At 62.4% G+C, this 15,754-nt stretch carries 10 protein-coding genes; 2 read left to right on the forward strand and 8 right to left on the reverse strand.

Translation table 11 applies throughout. The features are described 5' to 3' along the window. Window positions 1–38 precede the first annotated feature (38 nt). The 4 genes from AC3IYG_RS18830 to AC3IYG_RS18845 form a co-directional block, all read right to left on the reverse strand. Window positions 39–1,091: a beta-keto acid cleavage family enzyme gene (locus AC3IYG_RS18830; protein ID WP_489311007.1), complete on the reverse strand. Its 1,053-nt coding sequence runs from the start codon at window positions 1,089–1,091 to the stop codon at window positions 39–41. Window positions 1,092–1,153: 62 nt separating this feature from the next. Next, complete coding sequence (locus AC3IYG_RS18835) at window positions 1,154–2,002, reverse strand: TauD/TfdA dioxygenase family protein (RefSeq protein ID WP_489311009.1); 849 nt, start codon at window positions 2,000–2,002, stop codon at window positions 1,154–1,156. A gap of 13 nt (window positions 2,003–2,015) precedes the next feature. Next, window positions 2,016–2,996, reverse strand: a complete 981-nt coding sequence (locus AC3IYG_RS18840; protein ID WP_489311011.1) for a quinone oxidoreductase family protein — start codon at window positions 2,994–2,996, stop codon at window positions 2,016–2,018. A gap of 305 nt (window positions 2,997–3,301) precedes the next feature. After that, entirely contained in the window at window positions 3,302–4,108 is an 807-nt protein-coding gene (locus tag AC3IYG_RS18845) for a sulfite exporter TauE/SafE family protein (protein ID WP_489311014.1), read from the reverse strand. 813 nt (window positions 4,109–4,921) lie between these two features. On the opposite strand from AC3IYG_RS18845, the gene AC3IYG_RS18850 reads away from it, so the two are divergent. After that, the gene (locus AC3IYG_RS18850) at window positions 4,922–9,049 is read left to right on the forward strand and encodes a sensor domain-containing protein (RefSeq protein WP_489313958.1); all 4,128 of its coding nucleotides are present in this window, start codon (window positions 4,922–4,924) and stop codon (window positions 9,047–9,049) included. 335 nt (window positions 9,050–9,384) lie between these two features. After that, window positions 9,385–10,638, forward strand: coding sequence for a serine hydroxymethyltransferase (gene glyA, locus AC3IYG_RS18855; protein ID WP_489311016.1), 1,254 nt, complete (start codon window positions 9,385–9,387; stop codon window positions 10,636–10,638). A 47-nt stretch (window positions 10,639–10,685) separates the two neighbouring features. Here the strand turns inward: glyA and AC3IYG_RS18860 are convergent, their stop codons facing one another. The 4 genes from AC3IYG_RS18860 to AC3IYG_RS18875 all read right to left on the reverse strand — a co-directional run bounded on the left by AC3IYG_RS18860 (window position 10,686) and on the right by AC3IYG_RS18875 (window position 15,609). Further along, window positions 10,686–12,017, reverse strand: a complete 1,332-nt coding sequence (locus AC3IYG_RS18860) for an IS4 family transposase (RefSeq protein WP_489309617.1) — start codon at window positions 12,015–12,017, stop codon at window positions 10,686–10,688. A gap of 241 nt (window positions 12,018–12,258) precedes the next feature. After that, a complete protein-coding gene (gene yjiA, locus AC3IYG_RS18865) occupies window positions 12,259–13,239 on the reverse strand; it encodes a GTPase (protein WP_489311018.1) in 981 nt (326 codons plus the stop codon). Between the two features lie 69 nt (window positions 13,240–13,308). Beyond that, window positions 13,309–13,512, reverse strand: a complete 204-nt coding sequence (locus AC3IYG_RS18870; RefSeq protein ID WP_489311020.1) for a YbdD/YjiX family protein — start codon at window positions 13,510–13,512, stop codon at window positions 13,309–13,311. A gap of 30 nt (window positions 13,513–13,542) precedes the next feature. Continuing rightward, window positions 13,543–15,609 carry a carbon starvation CstA family protein gene (locus tag AC3IYG_RS18875; protein ID WP_489311022.1) on the reverse strand — a complete coding sequence of 689 codons (2,067 nt, stop codon included), beginning with the start codon at window positions 15,607–15,609 and terminating at the stop codon, window positions 13,543–13,545. Between the last annotated feature and the right edge of the window lie 145 nt (window positions 15,610–15,754).

The raw sequence follows: 15,754 nt of genomic DNA on the forward strand, positions 1-15,754 counted from the left end.
TGGTCCGCCCCCTGACAGGCAGGGGGCTGACTCCGCGATCAACCGCGCTGCGGCACGCCTTTCTGGCCGGCCTTGCGGTTCGGCGCCATGCCGTTGGCCAGCAGGGTTTCCTCGATGCTGTGGTACTGCACGCCGATCTTGTAGATCTCGCGCGCTTCCTGGCCACTGGCGATTTCACGGCCCAGCTCGTGGGCCACGCGCACGGTCTGCTCGATCTGCTGCACGGACGTGAAGCGCTTGCCGTGCTGATCGATGATGGTGTCTTCGATGCCGACGCGCGGGTGCAGGCCCATAGCCAGGGCCATGGTGTTGAACGGCAGGACGTTCTTCAGCAGCGACTCGGCGGTGATGGTGCCGCCGTTCGGTGCGCGGTGGATGAAGTTGAAGAAGTTGAACGGGTTGGGGCCGTCGAAACCGCCGCCGATGCCGATCCAGGTCAGGTTCAGCGGGCCCATGTAGAGGCCCTTGCGCACCATGCGCTCGAGGGTTTCCAGGGCATGGATGCCGGTCAGCTGGAAGTGCGGCTGGATGTTGTTGGCACACAGGCGCTTGAGGTGCTCGGTGACCCAGCCCGGACCGGCCGGCACGGTCATCTCGCTGTAGGCCGCCTGGTACAGCGGGTTGGCCAGGGAGGTGCCTTCCAGGTACTCCGGATAAAGCAGCTCCATGATGTTCATCTGGGTGGTGTTGATGGCCACGGTGACCTGATCCGGCTTGGGGGTCAGCTCGGCCAGCATGTGGCGAGTGTCGTCGGAGAGCCACAGGGCCGCTTCGCCATCGCTCTCGGGAGCGAAGGAAATCGAACCGCCGACCTGGATGATCATGTCCGGCACCGCTTCACGCACGCCGGCGATCAGCTCGTTGAACTTGGACAGGCGCTTGGAGCCCTTGCCGTCCAGCTCGCGCACGTGCAGATGGAGCACGGTGGCGCCGGCTTCGTAGCAGTCCACGGCCTTCTGCACCTGCTCGTTCATGGTCACCGGGATGTCTTCCGGGAAGTCTTCCGGCATCCACTCGGGGCCGTAAGGAGCGACGGTGATCACCACCTTTTCCATGTTTTCGGGGTGCAGGGAATCGTCGAAGAATTGCATGAGCTTCTCCTAGGTCTGGGCTCGGGGACCGCCACGGGCGGTTGGCCGGGCGGTTCTGGGTTTTAGTAGGTCTTGTCGCCGATGATCCCGGCACGCTCCATCTTGCGATGGCAGGCTGGGTAATCCATGACCGCGTAGTGCTGAGTGCTGCGGTTGTCCCAGATGGCCACGCTGTTCGGCTGCCAGCGCCAGCGCACCTGGTACTCGGGGATGTACGCCTGGCTGATCAGGTAGCGCAGCAGGTCGGCTGCACCGGGATTGGCGTCCTGGCCGAAGCGCACCCGCTCAGGGGTGTGGTAGTTGCTGAAATGGGTGGTGAAGGCGTTGACGAACAGCACCTTCTCACCGGTTTCCGGGTGGGTGCGCACCACCGGGTGCTCGGCATCCGGGTACTGCGCCTTGAGCGCCAGGCGCTTCTCGATCGGCATCGCCGCGCCGAAGCTGGCCTCGATGCTGTGGCGGGCACGCAGGCCTTCGATCTTGCTCTTGATCTCGGCCGGCAGGTTTTCATAGGCCAGCGCCATGTTCGCCCACATGGTGTCGCCGCCTACCGGCGGACACTCGATGCAACGCAGCACGCAACCCATGGGCGGCGCCTCGCGCCAGGTGGCATCGGAGTGCCAGGAGTTTTCGTAGCGGTCGTTGGGTTTCTCCGGCGTCTTGTAGATGCGCACCAGACCCGGGTGCTCCGGATCGCTGCCGGCCACCGGGTGGTCTTCCAGCTCGCCGAAGCGGCGGGCGAAGGCCACGTGCTCGGCACGGCTGAAGTTCTGGTCACGCAGGAACAGCACGCGGTGCTGGAGCAGTTGGGAATGGATGGCGGCAAACAGGCCATCGTCATGGATGGCGTCGGCGAGGTTCACGCCGATCAGCTCGGCGCCGATGGCGCAGGTCAGTTGTTCGACTTGCATGACTATTGCCTCCTCAGATGACGAAGATCGACGAGCCGGTGGTCTTGCGCGACTCCAGGTCGCGGTGCGCCTGCACGGCGTCCTGCAAGGTGTAGTGCTGGTTGATCTCGATCTTGATCCGGCCGCTGCCAACGTGATCGAACAGCTCACCAGCCAGAGCGGCCTTCTCCGCCGGGTCGGCGATGTAGTCGGCCAGGGCCGGGCGGGTCAGGAACAGCGAGCCCTTCATCGCCAGCATCACCGGATCGAACGGTGGGATCGGCCCGGACGCGGTGCCGACACAAACCATCAGGCCGCGGCGCTTGAGCGAATCCAGCGAGCCCATGAAGGTGTTCTTGCCGACGCTGTCGAACACCACGTTGACGCCGACGCCGTCGGTCAGCTCGCGCACGCGCTGGGCGACGTCTTCGTGGCTGTAGTTGATGATGTGGTCGCAGCCGTGGGCGCGGGCGACTTCGCCCTTGGCCTCGGTGGACACGGTGCCGATCACGGTCAGGCCGAGCAGCTTGGCCCACTGCGAGACGATCAGGCCGACGCCACCGGCGGCGGCGTGCAACAGAATGCTGTCGCCGACTTTGAAGTCATAGATGCGGCGCATCAGGTACGACGAGGTCAGGCCGCGCATGGTCATGGCCGCAGCAGTCTCGAAGGCGATGGTTTCCGGCAGTTTGATCAGCGGCGCAGCCGAGATCAGGCGCTCGGTGCTGTAGGCACCGAGGGTGTTGAGAAAGCCGGTGTAGGTGACGCGATCACCGACCGCCACGTTGCTCACACCCTCGCCCACGGCCTGCACCACGCCGGATGCTTCCACGCCCATGCCATTAGGCATTGGGATCGGGTAGGTACCGTTGCGAAAGTAGGTGTCGGCATAATTCAGGCCGACGGCTACATGACGAAGACGAACCTGACCCGGGCCGGGCTCACCGACCTCGACGTCTTCATAGCGAAGGACCTCGGGACCACCGGTTTCGTAAAAGCGTACGGCTTTGGCCATGCCTGTTTTTCTCCAATCTGCGATCTGGGCGAATTGCGTCGATTTGCGTTGATTGGACTGTATGCCGCAGGCTGCCTGAGCGCTTCTCATCAGACGACAGCCACTTTTCATTTAATGACAAATACCGCCAGTTTCCACCCTTCCGATAGCCTGCGGCTAATCCGCTGCATGGCCGACACGCAGCCGTCTTTGCACAGATTCTTAGCAGCTTGATGAGTTAGCCAGTGACCTCGGAGAAGAGGCTAGCGAGCGAAGAGACCGCCAGGAAAGCAGACCGTCAGCAGAGCTTAAGAAAGACGCGAACGCTAGCGTGAACAGATCGCCAGGGTCACCAAGCCTATCGCCACGCTGATCAACACCACGGCGAAACCACGCTGTACATGCTGGCCTGAAAGATGGGCTGCCAGGTATCGTCCAGCGACCATGCCCATGGCCGTTGCCAGCGCAAACAGCACCGTGGCTTTTACCGGCATCACGGCACCATGAGCCAGCGCGACCACAATGCCCCCAGTGCCGACCAAAGCAATGACCGTCAACGAGGTGGCCACGATTCCATGCATCGACACATTGGTAAACCGACGCAGCAGGGGCACGATGACGAAACCACCGCCGACCCCCAGTAGCCCGGTCATGAAGCCCGCACACGCGCCGATGCTACCCAGCAGCAAGCCCGTGCCCCAAGACCATTGAAACCGGCCAGTTCCCGGGTTGATGCGACCTAAAGTGCGCATCGTTGCTTCAAGCCCTGTGGAGGCTAACGCGCGCTTCTGCATGAGCAGGCGCCCCCCCACAAACAACAGGGTGATACCGAAAAGCCCCATCAACCAAGGCTGGGGGAGTACCTGCGCAACGCGCAGGCCCACGGCGGTAAACGGCACACCCGTCACCGCCATCAAGATCGCTCCCCGATAGCGCACCAGTCTTTTACTTAGCCCTTCCAGGGCACCAATCGCGGCGCCACCGACTACCGCAACCAATGCCACCGGGGCAGCCTGCTGCATGGACCAGCCCATGCCAACCACTAGCGCGGGGACGGCGAGTATGCCTCCGCCGGCGCCTGTCAGGCCAAGCACGACCCCCACCACTATGCCGAGGATGAGTGAAATTACCATGGTCGAGTTCCCTGCCCAGGTTTAGGTGGGTTTGCCCACGGAGGCCGGAGCCAGCAGCCCACGGTATTTTTCACTCTCAAGCCACCGGGATGGTGAAGTAGATACTCATCCTTGAGGTAGATTCACACCAGAAAACCGGAACCTCGTACTCTTATCAAGAAACGGGTCCGTAAAGGTTGCGCAGTAGCATCCAAGGCCAGGCAGCCAAAAGTGTCAATTAATACGCTTGCCGACAGAGCTTATGGACAATGCTGGGGGAGCAGGGTCGTAAATAATCCCCCTTAGCATCCAGAAAACCTGTGCCATATGGACCCTGCAGCCGTCACACGACAAGTTATGGACAAAATTTCTGCCACATAAGGCACATGAGGGACCTAGCTTCTGTGACAGACCTTGATAACGAGAGCGCGCGTCGGAAATGGGCGCGCGCGACAGGCAGTGGGCAGGCCCTTGCTGATAAAGCGCAATGCCACTGCTTGGGCGGGAGCCCAGCGTTGCCCGAGCGGGCCTGACGACGGATAGACCCGCGCTCCCGCGTGCATGCGGCAAAGCTATCGGAATGTGCCCCACGGGGCAAACCGACGCTCGTCGGCCCAACTGGCACTTCGCCAGGTTTATAGGCATGCTAGCCGGCCCGCGCGCCCGGCTCAAAAGTCGGCGACGCGCCACCTGCCCTATTTACAAGCAGTTACCGCAGGATCTTCGCTCGTGCCCAAGCCCAAGCCATTCACCTTCAAGCGCGTGCCCGGCGATCCGCTGGTCAGTCCCTTGCCGGGTTCGGTGAAAGGCGCCCTGGTGCTGTTGGTGCTCTTCATGCTCGGGCTGTTGCTGTGGCAGTTGCACCAGGAACTGCAGCAACATCAGGCGCATCGCCAGCAACGCGAGCATGAATACGGTCAACAGTTGGCCGAGCACCTGGCCCTGACCATGGAGTTCAAGGCCCATGCTGGCCTCGCCCTGCTGCGTCAGAATGCCCTGCGCCCGCCGGAGCCTGAGCCTGAGCAACGTAAAAGCTTATTGAACAGCCTGCGGGAGATCTATCCGATGTTGCGCAGCCTGGTCTGGCTGAGCCCGCGCGGCGAAGTCTTGGCCGACAGCCAGGACGCCACTGACGACGCGCCGTTTCTGGCCAACCTGCTGAAGGCCAACCTCGGCCAACCCTATCACTTTACCTTCAGCGGGCATGACGGCGGCCTTATCTACCTGCTGCTGCGCCAAACGACAGAGGCGCGAACCAGTGGTTACTGGGTCGTGCGCATAGACCCAAAAGGGCTGCGCAATAGCCTGCCTGAGAGTGGAGGCCCCGCCCACACCTGGTTGCTCGAAGATCGCCTGGCCCAGCGCGTGATCACCCACCATCCCGAACCGCAACACAACAGCTCCATCGCCATGCCCGTCACCGCCACCGAGCAAGCGCAGAGCCTGCTGCTGACGCCCCTGGCCGGCAGCGACTGGCAGTTGCGCACCCTGTTCGATGAACGCCGGGCAACGGCAGAACTGTTGCCTGGGTTGGCCGGCAAGTTTCTGCTGTTTATCTTCTGCGCCGCACTCACCCTGCTCGCCTTGCTGCGCCTGCTGCACGAACTGACCGCGGCCTCGCGCCGTTCGGTGCAACACGCGGCCAGCGCCCTGCGGGCCATCGAAGAACGCGTATTGTTGACCCATGGCGATGGCCGGCTGCGCTACCTCAACCCGCAGGCCGAACAATTGTTCGGCCTCAGCACCAGCGAGGCCCACGGGCGCCACCTGCTCGAACTGCTGCCCAGGCTCAGCCCGCTACTGCTGCACGGCCCAAGCATGCAGAACGACCTTACGCCCGACCTGGTGGAAATACCCCAGGACGGTCAGCGGCGCCTGTTCACCGTGACCCGCAGCGACCTCAGCGAAGGCAACCAGCAGCTCGGGTATGTCTGGGTGCTGCGTGATGTCACCGAGCAACAGCAAGCCCTGCGCGTGCTGCAGGAAACCCGGCGGCGCTACCAGGATATCTTCGAGGGCAGCGGCATGGCCCTCTGCGTGCTGGACCTGGCCAGCATGCGCGGGTATCTGTCGCAACAGGGCTTGCGCGACCACGACGGTCTGGTGCACTGGCTGGAAACCAATCCCCAGCGCCACCCGGAACTGCTCCAGCACCTGCGGATCACCGAGAGCAACCAGGTGGCCTTGCGCTTACTCGGCGTCAGCTCGGCCGAACAGGCCTCGCAGCACTTGATCGACAGCGGTCCGCTGCGCGCCGACGGCATCCGCGTGCAACTGATCGCCGCCGTGCTGGGCAACCAGAACCAGTACGAACTGGAGAGCAAGATCGTCACCCCGCAAGGCCACGAACGCCACCTGTGGCTGGTTCTGCGCCTGCCGGAAAGCGTCGAGGATTACCACGCGGTGACCTTGAGCATCAGCGACATCACCAGCCGCAAGCGCGTCGAACTCTCCTTGATCGAGCGCGAACGCTTCTGGTCGGATGTGGTGCGCGCGGTGCCGGACACCCTCTACGTGCACGACATGAGCAACAAACGGGTGCTGTTCAGCAACAACCGCCTCGGCCAGCAGCTGGGTTACAGCAAGGCCGAGCTGCGCGAAATGGGCGAACATTTCTGGGAGGTCGTGCTGCACCCGGACGATCTCGAGCAGTACCAGCGCGTGCGCAACCTGCAGCAAGTGGTCGGCGACAGCGTGCTGCTGCAATGCCAATTGCGCTGGCGTCACCGCAACGGTAACTGGCATTGGTTCGATATCCGCGAACAGGCCTTGAGTCGCGATGCGGCTGGCCGCGTCCAGCGCCTGATCGGGGTGGCCAAGGACATCACCGAGCAGATCGAAGCCAGCGAATTGTTGCGCAACAACGAACGCCGCTACCGCCTGCTGGCGGAAAGCATCAGCGACATGATCTTCTCCACCGACAGCAGCCTGGAACTCGACTACGTCAGCCCGTCGGTCCAGCCGGTTCTGGGTTACAGCGCCGAGTGGCTGATCGCCCACAACTTCCACAGCATCGCCGCCGACCCACGCCAACTGGCCGGTTTTTATCAACTGCTGGAGCGCGTACGCACGGCGCTCGGCGACCCGCAACGCCTGAACGAGCTGCACAACCAACTGCCGCCGCAGCTGTTCCTGTTCGACTGCATGCGCGCCGATGGTCGCAAGATTCCGGTGGAGCTGCGCCTGACGCTGATGTGGGACGAGCATGGCTGCTTCGAAGGCTTGCTCGGCGTTGGCCGCGACATCAGCCAACAGCGCCGCGCCGAGAAAGAGCTGCGGATGGCCGCGACGGTATTCGAGCACTCCACGGCGGCCATCCTGGTCACCGACCCGGCAGGCTATATCGTCCAGGTCAACGAAGCCTTCAGCCGCGTCAGCGGCTATTCCAGCGCGCAGGTGCTCGACCAGTTGCCGCGTATGCTCACCGCCGACCGCCAGCAGTCCAATCACCTGCGCTACATCCTCAACCAGCTCAACCAGCAGGGCAGCTGGGAAGGCGAGGTCTGGCTGAAGCGCCGCAACGGCGAAAACTTCCCCGCCTGGGTCGGGATTACCGCCGTGCAGGACGACGAAGGCGATCTGGTCAGCTACGTGTGCTTCTTCAGCGACATCAGCGAGCGCAAGGCCAGCGAACAACGCATCCACCGCCTGGCCTACTACGACGCCTTGACCCACCTGCCTAACCGCACGCTGTTCCAGGACCGCCTGCACACTGCCCTGCAGCATGCCGAACGGCACCAGGAGTGGGTGGTGCTGATGTTCCTCGACCTCGACCGTTTCAAGCCGATCAACGACTCCCTCGGCCACGCCGCCGGCGACCGTATGCTCAAGGACGTGGCGCTGCGCCTGGCCGCCTGTGTCGACGAGGATGACACCGTGGCGCGCATGGGCGGTGACGAGTTCACCCTGCTGCTGCAACCGCACGTCACACGCGAGGGCGCGCTGAACCGGGCGATTCACGTCGCCGAACAGATTCTCTCCAGCCTGTCGCAGCCCTTTATCCTCGAAGGCCGGGAGTTTTTCGTCACCGCCAGTATCGGCATTGCCTTGAGTCCACAGGACGGCAACGAGCTGAGCCAGTTGATGAAGAACGCCGACACGGCCATGTATCACGCCAAAGAGCGCGGCAAGAACAACTTCCAGTTTTACCAAGCGGCGATGAACGCCACCGCCCTTGAGCGCCTGGAGCTGGAAAGCGACCTGCGCCACGCCCTCGAACAGCAGCAGTTCCTGCTCTATTACCAGCCGCAGTTCAGCGGCAACGGGCAACGCCTGACCGGTGTCGAGGCCCTGCTGCGCTGGCAGCATCCGCGCCGGGGCCTGGTCGCGCCCTGCGAGTTCATCCCGGTACTGGAAGAGTTGGGGTTGGTGGTGCAGGTCGGCGACTGGGTGCTGACCGAGGCCTGCCGCCAGCTCAAAGCCTGGCACAAGGCCAAGGTGCGGGTGCCGAAAATATCGGTCAACCTCTCCGCCCGGCAGTTCGCCGAAGGCCAGTTGGGGCTGCGCATCGCCAGCATCCTGGAAGAAAGCGGCATTCCACCGGCGTGCCTGGAGCTGGAGCTGACCGAAAGCATCCTGATGCGCAACGTCGACGAAACCATGCAGATCCTCGCTGGCTTCAAGCACCTGGGCCTGAGCATCGCGGTGGATGATTTCGGCACCGGCTACTCCTCACTGAACTACCTCAAGCAGTTCCCGATCGACGTGCTGAAGATCGACCGCAGCTTCGTCGACGGCCTGCCCAGTGGCGAACAGGACGCCCAGATCGCCCGCGCGATCATCGCCATGGCCCACAGCCTGAACCTGGCGGTGATCGCCGAAGGCGTGGAAACCCAGGCGCAGTTGGACTTCCTGCGCGAACACGAGTGCGACGAAGTCCAGGGCTACCTGTTCGGCAAACCCATGCCGGCCAACCAGTTCACTGCCCAGTTCAGCGGCGCGGCACTGTTCATGCTGAGCTGAGCCGCTGCGCTTCGTAAGAGCGGGCCTGTAACCCACATGGATGTGGGAAATGCGCTAAGCGGCAAGGAACGGCTGCCGCCCCGCGAAGCGCCCTCAAGCATCGCGGACATGCTCCGCGCCTACGGAATTTGCGCTGTTGCAATGCGTGCGACAGCGGCCAACTCAGACCGGCCGATTCATTCGCCAAACACCGGCCAGGCACAATGAGGCGCACTTATCCAGCACATGACCGACCGTCATGTGCCAGCCCGCGACAGATGCGGTAGAATCCGCCCCCTCTTAGGGCCTGCACAGGCTCATCCAACCGCCCAGCTGATTTTTCTCAGGGGATTGCAATGTTCAGCCGTGAAACGACCCTCGCCAACTACGACGCCGACCTGTTTGCCGCGATGGAGCAAGAAGCCCAGCGCCAGGAAGAGCACATCGAGCTGATCGCCTCTGAGAACTACACCAGCCCAGCGGTGATGGAAGCCCAAGGCTCGGTACTGACCAACAAATATGCCGAAGGCTACCCGGGCAAGCGCTACTACGGCGGCTGCGAATACGTCGATGTGGTCGAGCAGCTGGCAATCGACCGCGCCAAGGAGCTGTTCGGTGCCGATTACGCCAACGTTCAGCCGCACGCCGGCTCGCAGGCCAACAGCGCGGTGTACCTGGCCCTGCTGAACGCCGGCGACACCATCCTCGGTATGAGCCTGGCCCACGGCGGCCACCTGACCCACGGCGCCAGCGTCAGCTCCTCCGGCAAGCTGTACAACGCCGTACAGTACGGTATCGACGGCAACGGCCTGATCGACTACGACGAAGTCGAGCGCCTGGCGGTCGAGCATAAGCCGAAGATGATCGTCGCCGGCTTCTCCGCGTACTCGCAGGTGCTGGATTTCCCGCGCTTCCGCGCCATCGCCGACAAGGTTGGCGCCTACCTGTTCGTCGACATGGCCCACGTCGCCGGTCTGGTCGCCGCTGGCGTCTACCCGAACCCGGTGCCGTTCGCCGACGTGGTCACCACCACCACCCACAAGACCCTGCGCGGTCCGCGTGGCGGCCTGATCCTGGCGCGCGCCAACGCCGACATCGAGAAGAAGCTGAACTCCGCGGTATTTCCGGGCGCCCAAGGCGGCCCACTGGAACACGTGATCGCGGCCAAGGCCGTGTGTTTCAAGGAAGCTCTGCAACCTGAGTTCAAGACCTATCAGCAACAAGTGGTCAAGAACGCCCAGGCCATGGCCGGCGTGTTCATCGAGCGCGGTTTCGACGTGGTTTCCGGCGGCACGCAGAACCACCTGTTCCTGCTCTCGCTGATCAAGCAGGAAATCTCCGGTAAAGATGCCGACGCCGCCCTGGGCCGTGCCTTCATCACCGTGAACAAGAACTCGGTGCCGAACGACCCACGCTCGCCGTTCGTCACCTCTGGCCTGCGCTTCGGTACCCCAGCGGTCACCACTCGCGGCTTCAAAGAGGCCGAGTGCAAGGAACTGGCAGGCTGGATCTGCGACATCCTGGCTGACCTCAGCAACGAAGCCGTGATCGACGGCGTGCGCGAGAAAGTCAAAGCCATCTGCGCCAAGCTGCCGGTATACGGCGCTTGATAGCTGTTTGCTGAAATGAAAAAGCCCGGCTGATGCCGTAATGCTGTTCACTTAAGCGGAGCAGCATTGCGGTTAACTGGGTAACGGGTCTTGGAAATTTTCACCGTCCTTGGTCGTGATGGCCTTGGACGGTGATCCAGAAACAACCCTCCGATGCCCGCCCGCAAAGCCGACAAGCGTCTACCTGTTGCCGACAGTGGATTGGCAGCGGCCATCACGATCAGCTGCACGGCGATGTACTGGCAAGCCGGCTTGAAGCGTATATCGGACGGGGTGCGTCCAAACGCTACCGCCGCCTGACTCGCCTCCCGACGAATGATGTTGTAGGCCAGCAGCAATCCCCAAACTTCCTGGTAGATCAGGTCAATCTTCTTGCTGCGCAGGGTTGCGGCATTCTGCTGCATGGAGCTTTTGATATCCCTGAAGCCCAGTTCAATTTCCCAGCGCTCCTGGTACAGCTCTGCAACGGCTTCGGCGCTGTAGGCGTCGGCCGGTAGCGAGGTCAGGACGGTTTTCACTTTGCCCTGCACTGCATAGCTGACTTCACGCACGTCCCAGTAGGTTGGTAGGTCTGGGTTACGCTTTCTCGCCTGCGGTGAAACCTTCATACGCAGCAGGCGATCCTGCTTGCCGTAACGGATCACCTCCTCGCTGATCAGGCCCTGACGAGCGGGGATCAACCAGTGTCGGTTGTCACCGGCCGTGGCCACTTTCAGCAGCAAATCAGCACTCCAGAAGCCTTTATCGAACAACGTGACCGAATGGTTGGGGATCTGTTGCAAAAACTCATCGGCCAGGCGCATTTCACTGCGCCGATAGGGGCTCAGCTGGGCATTCAGAATCAAATGGGAGCGCACATTCATCAAGGCTACAAGACGCATCATGGGGAAGGGCGTCTGGCGCTCGGTGGAGGTATTGCCAGACCCGAAATGGTCCCGTAGTTCAGGCGTATCGGGCGTGCGCATGAGTGCCCCGTCCACGGCAAAAACCTGCAGCCCCCGCCAGGTGTCATCGCTATAGCGTTCGCCTCCCCATTGGCTGCCAGTTTTGCGGAACAGCCACTCGACCGGCTCGGCGCCAAGCCGCTTGCGAGCCTCAGTGACACCACTTTTGGCCAGCAAGCAATCCGAAGCCAGTCCCTGGGCACAAATGTTTAGACGCCTGGCCACCTCATGGACAGGCTCATCGCGGAAGAGCGCCATGCCTAGCACCAGCCAGAGCACCTGATCGGCAGGTAGCCGACGACGGCGGATGGTGGCCTGAGAGGAAAGATCAAGCGCGGACGCCACCCACTCGATTGGGATGTTCTGGGTGAAGGTGCTCAGGTCGGAGAAGTTGAATAGCTCGCCCAGATCGAGCAGATGCTGTTGGAAAGACATAAAAAATCCGATACCAGGAAGACTGGCATCGGATTCTCGGGGAAGCCCGGCTGGCGTTCAAATGCTTAAGTGAACAGCATTACGGCTGATGCCGGGCTTTTTATTGGCTCTGCAATCTATCCTTCCCACGCTCTGCGTCCAAGAGCGGACGCCGGTGCGTCCGGTGAGGCATTCCCACGCGGAGCATGGGAACGATCATTGCCAAGCGTGGGAACGATCATCGGGCACGCTTAAAAAACGCTCAGCTCAAGGACTCGGCAAACCCCGTACGGATTTTCTCTTCCGGCAGGTCGTCGCCGATAAATACGATCACGCTTTCACGCGTTTCGTCCTCGCGCCACTCCGTATCCCAGTCGAAGCCATAGAGCTTGAGCACGCCCTGAAACACCAGGCGCCGTGGCTCGCCAGCGATATTCAACACCCCCTTGTAACGCAGCAGTTGCCTGCCGTGCTCCTCCAGCAATGCGTTCATGAACTCGCTGAGCCTATCGATATCCAGCGCTTTGTCGCTGCGCAGCACCAGGCTGGAAATCCGATCGATAGCCGTCGTTTCATTCGCCGGTCGCAGCGGCCGCAAGGTCACGCCACCCAGATCGGCATTCAGATTGAAGCCGCGTACATCGAGCAGCTCGGCCAGGTCGATGCGCCCGTGCTCAACCACACGGATCGGCGCACGCTGGTTGATCCGCGTCAGGCGCTGGCTGAGCGCCTCGAACGCCGCCGCGTCGACCAGATCGCGCTTACTCACCAGCAGGCGATCGGCAAAGCCGATCTGCGCCTGGGCGATGGTCTGCTGCAGGTGCTGTTCGGCATGCGCGGCATCGACCAGGGTGATGATGCCGTCGAGGATGTAACGCTCGCGCAGCTCCTCGTCGACGAAGAAGGTCTGTGCCACCGGTGCCGGATCCGCCAGGCCGGTGCACTCGATCACCAGGCGGTCGAAGACGATCTCGCCACTGTCCAGGCGCTCCAGCAGCAGGTACAGGGCCCGTTCCAGGTCGCCATGGAGGGTGCAGCAGACACAACCATTGGCCAGGGTCATGACCTGCACCGGGCCTTCGCCGAGCAATTGGGTGTCGATACCGGTCGCGGCGAACTCGTTCTCGATCACGGCGATCTTCAAACCATGCTCCGCCTGGAGCAGATAACGCAGCAGGGTGGTCTTGCCGGCGCCGAGAAAGCCGCTGAGGATCGTGACGGGGATGGGTTGCAACGCGCTCATGGGTTCTCCTGATGCCAAAATGCAACGCGCCACGACTAAGCGTGGCGCGCGGTCAATCAACGTACTCGGTCAACAGCAACGCGGCGACTGCCCGTTGCCACCGCCGTAACGGGCTTCCTGGCGTTCGCGAAAGAACGCCTCGTAGCTCATCACCGGCTTGTCCGGATGCTTGCTGTGCATGTGCTCGACGTAATTGTCGTAGTCCGGCATGCCCACCATCAGGCGGGCCGCTTGACCGAGGTATTTACCGAGCCGATTCAGGTCATTGAACATGCGCACTCTCCTTGAGGCAAACGGCTGGCCTTAAGCATCCGGCACGGGTTGGAAAGCGGTTTCCTTGTCCGTGCGCTCTTTGCTGCCCCAGGCCGCGACACCGACCTTCAGCGCGTAGAACAGGATGCTGAACACCACCAGCAGGAACAAAGTGGTCAGCCCCGCGTTGGTATAGGCGTTGAGGATCACATGCTGCATCTGGCCGATGTCCTTGGCCGGTGCCAGCACCTGGCCCGCCGCCAGCGCATCGCTGTACTTGTTCGCCAGCGCCAGGAAGCCGACGGCCGGGTTGGCATCGAACAGCTTGATCAGGCCCGCCGTGGTGGTGCAGATCAACAGCCAGACGGCCGGCAGCATGGTGACCCAGATGTAGCGCTGGCGCTTCATCTTGATCAGCACGACGGTGGCGAGCATCAGCGCGATACCGGCGAGCATCTGGTTGGAGATGCCGAACAGCGGCCACAAGGTATTGATCCCGCCCAGCGGATCGATCACGCCCTGGTACAGCAGGTAACCCCACATCGCCACGCAACCGGCCGTGGCGATCAGGTTGGCCGCCCAGGATTCGGTACGGCGCAACGCCGGCACGAAGTTGCCCAGCAGGTCTTGCAGCATGAAACGCCCGGCACGGGTACCGGCATCCACCGCGGTGAGGATGAACAGCGCCTCGAACAGAATCGCGAAGTGGTACCAGAAGGCCATGGTGTTCGCACCCGGCAGCACCTGATGGAGGATCTGCGCGATACCAACGGCCAGGGTCGGCGCACCGCCGGCGCGGGAAAGGATGGTGGTTTCGCCGATGTCCTTGGCGGTTGCCGTCAAGAGTTCAGGCGTGATGGCAAAGCCCCAACTGCTGACCGTAGCCGCCACGCTGACCACATCGCTACCGACCACGGCCGCCGGGCTGTTCATCGCGAAGTAGACGCCCGGCTCGATCACCGAAGCGGCGACCATCGCCATGATCGCCACGAAGGACTCCATCAACATGCCGCCATAGCCGATGTAGCGGGCGTTGGTTTCGTTGTCGAGCATCTTCGGCGTGGTGCCGGAAGAGATCAGCGCATGGAAACCCGACACCGCGCCGCAGGCGATGGTGATGAACAGGAAGGGGAACAGACTGCCTTTCCAGACCGGGCCGGTGCCATCGGTGAACTGCGTCAGGGCCGGCATTTTCAGGTCGGGCATGACGACAAGGATGCCGATTGCCAGGGCGATGATGGTGCCGATCTTGAGGAAGGTCGACAGGTAGTCGCGTGGCGCCAGCACCAGCCACACCGGCAGTACCGCGGCCACGAAGCCATAGCCGACCAGCATCCAGGTGATTTGCACGCCGGTGAAGGTGAAGACCTTGGCCCACTCGGGATCGGCCGCGATCTGCCCGCCCAGCCAGATGGACGCGAGCAGCAGGGCTACCCCGACGACAGAAATCTCACCGATGCGCCCTGGGCGGATGTAGCGCATATAAATGCCCATGAACATCGCGATCGGGATGGTCGCCATCACGGTGAACATGCCCCACGGGCTGTCCGCCAGGGCCTTGACCACGATCAGCGCCAGCACCGCGAGGATGATGATCATGATCAGGAAGCAGCCGAACAGGGCAATAGTGCCCGGTACGCGGCCCATTTCCTCGCGCACCATATCGCCGAGGGAGCGGCCGTTGCGGCGGGTGGAGAGGAACAGGATCATGAAGTCCTGTACCGCACCGGCCAGCACGACGCCGGCAATCAGCCATAACGTGCCGGGCAGATACCCCATCTGCGCTGCCAGCACCGGGCCGACCAAGGGACCGGCCCCCGCGATCGCGGCGAAGTGGTGGCCGAAAAGCACATGTTTGTTGGTCGGCACATAGTCCAGACCATCGTTGTTCAGTACCGCGGGGGTGGCCCGACGCGGGTCCAGCTGCATCACATGGGTGGCGATGAACAGGCTGTAGTAACGGTAGGCCACCAGATAGATGGCTACTGCCGCGACCACAATCCAGAGGGCATTGATCGCTTCGCCGCGGCGCAAGGCCACGACCCCCAACGCTGAGGCGCCGACTATCGCCAGCACCAGCCAAGGCAAGTGGCGTAGAACGCTATTGTTATTATTCATTGAGAACTCCGAACGGAAGGACATACAAGGCGCTTTGCAAGTTTAGCCACTTCTGGGCAATTCACTATCAGACGTTGGTATAGAGCCGGCCAGCACACTTTTGTGCTGGCATGAAAAAGCCGGGCAAGAGCCCGGCTCGGTGTTA

The sequence above is a fragment of the Pseudomonas sp. KH_027 genome (assembly GCF_057838565.1).

Coding starts and splice junctions, on each gene's coding strand:
- AC3IYG_RS18875 (WP_489311022.1), bottom strand. CDS start 15,609: ATGAATAATAACAATAGCGTTCTACGCCACTTGCCTTGGCTGGTGCTG.
- AC3IYG_RS18870 (WP_489311020.1), bottom strand. CDS start 13,512: ATGTTCAATGACCTGAATCGGCTCGGTAAATACCTCGGTCAAGCGGCC.
- AC3IYG_RS18830 (WP_489311007.1), bottom strand. CDS start 1,091: ATGCAATTCTTCGACGATTCCCTGCACCCCGAAAACATGGAAAAGGTG.
- AC3IYG_RS18845 (WP_489311014.1), bottom strand. CDS start 4,108: ATGGTAATTTCACTCATCCTCGGCATAGTGGTGGGGGTCGTGCTTGGC.
- AC3IYG_RS18860 (WP_489309617.1), bottom strand. CDS start 12,017: ATGTCTTTCCAACAGCATCTGCTCGATCTGGGCGAGCTATTCAACTTC.
- AC3IYG_RS18850 (WP_489313958.1), top strand. CDS start 4,922: ATGCTCGGGCTGTTGCTGTGGCAGTTGCACCAGGAACTGCAGCAACAT.
- AC3IYG_RS18835 (WP_489311009.1), bottom strand. CDS start 2,002: ATGCAAGTCGAACAACTGACCTGCGCCATCGGCGCCGAGCTGATCGGC.
- AC3IYG_RS18840 (WP_489311011.1), bottom strand. CDS start 2,996: ATGGCCAAAGCCGTACGCTTTTACGAAACCGGTGGTCCCGAGGTCCTT.
- yjiA (WP_489311018.1), bottom strand. CDS start 13,239: ATGAGCGCGTTGCAACCCATCCCCGTCACGATCCTCAGCGGCTTTCTC.
- glyA (WP_489311016.1), top strand. CDS start 9,385: ATGTTCAGCCGTGAAACGACCCTCGCCAACTACGACGCCGACCTGTTT.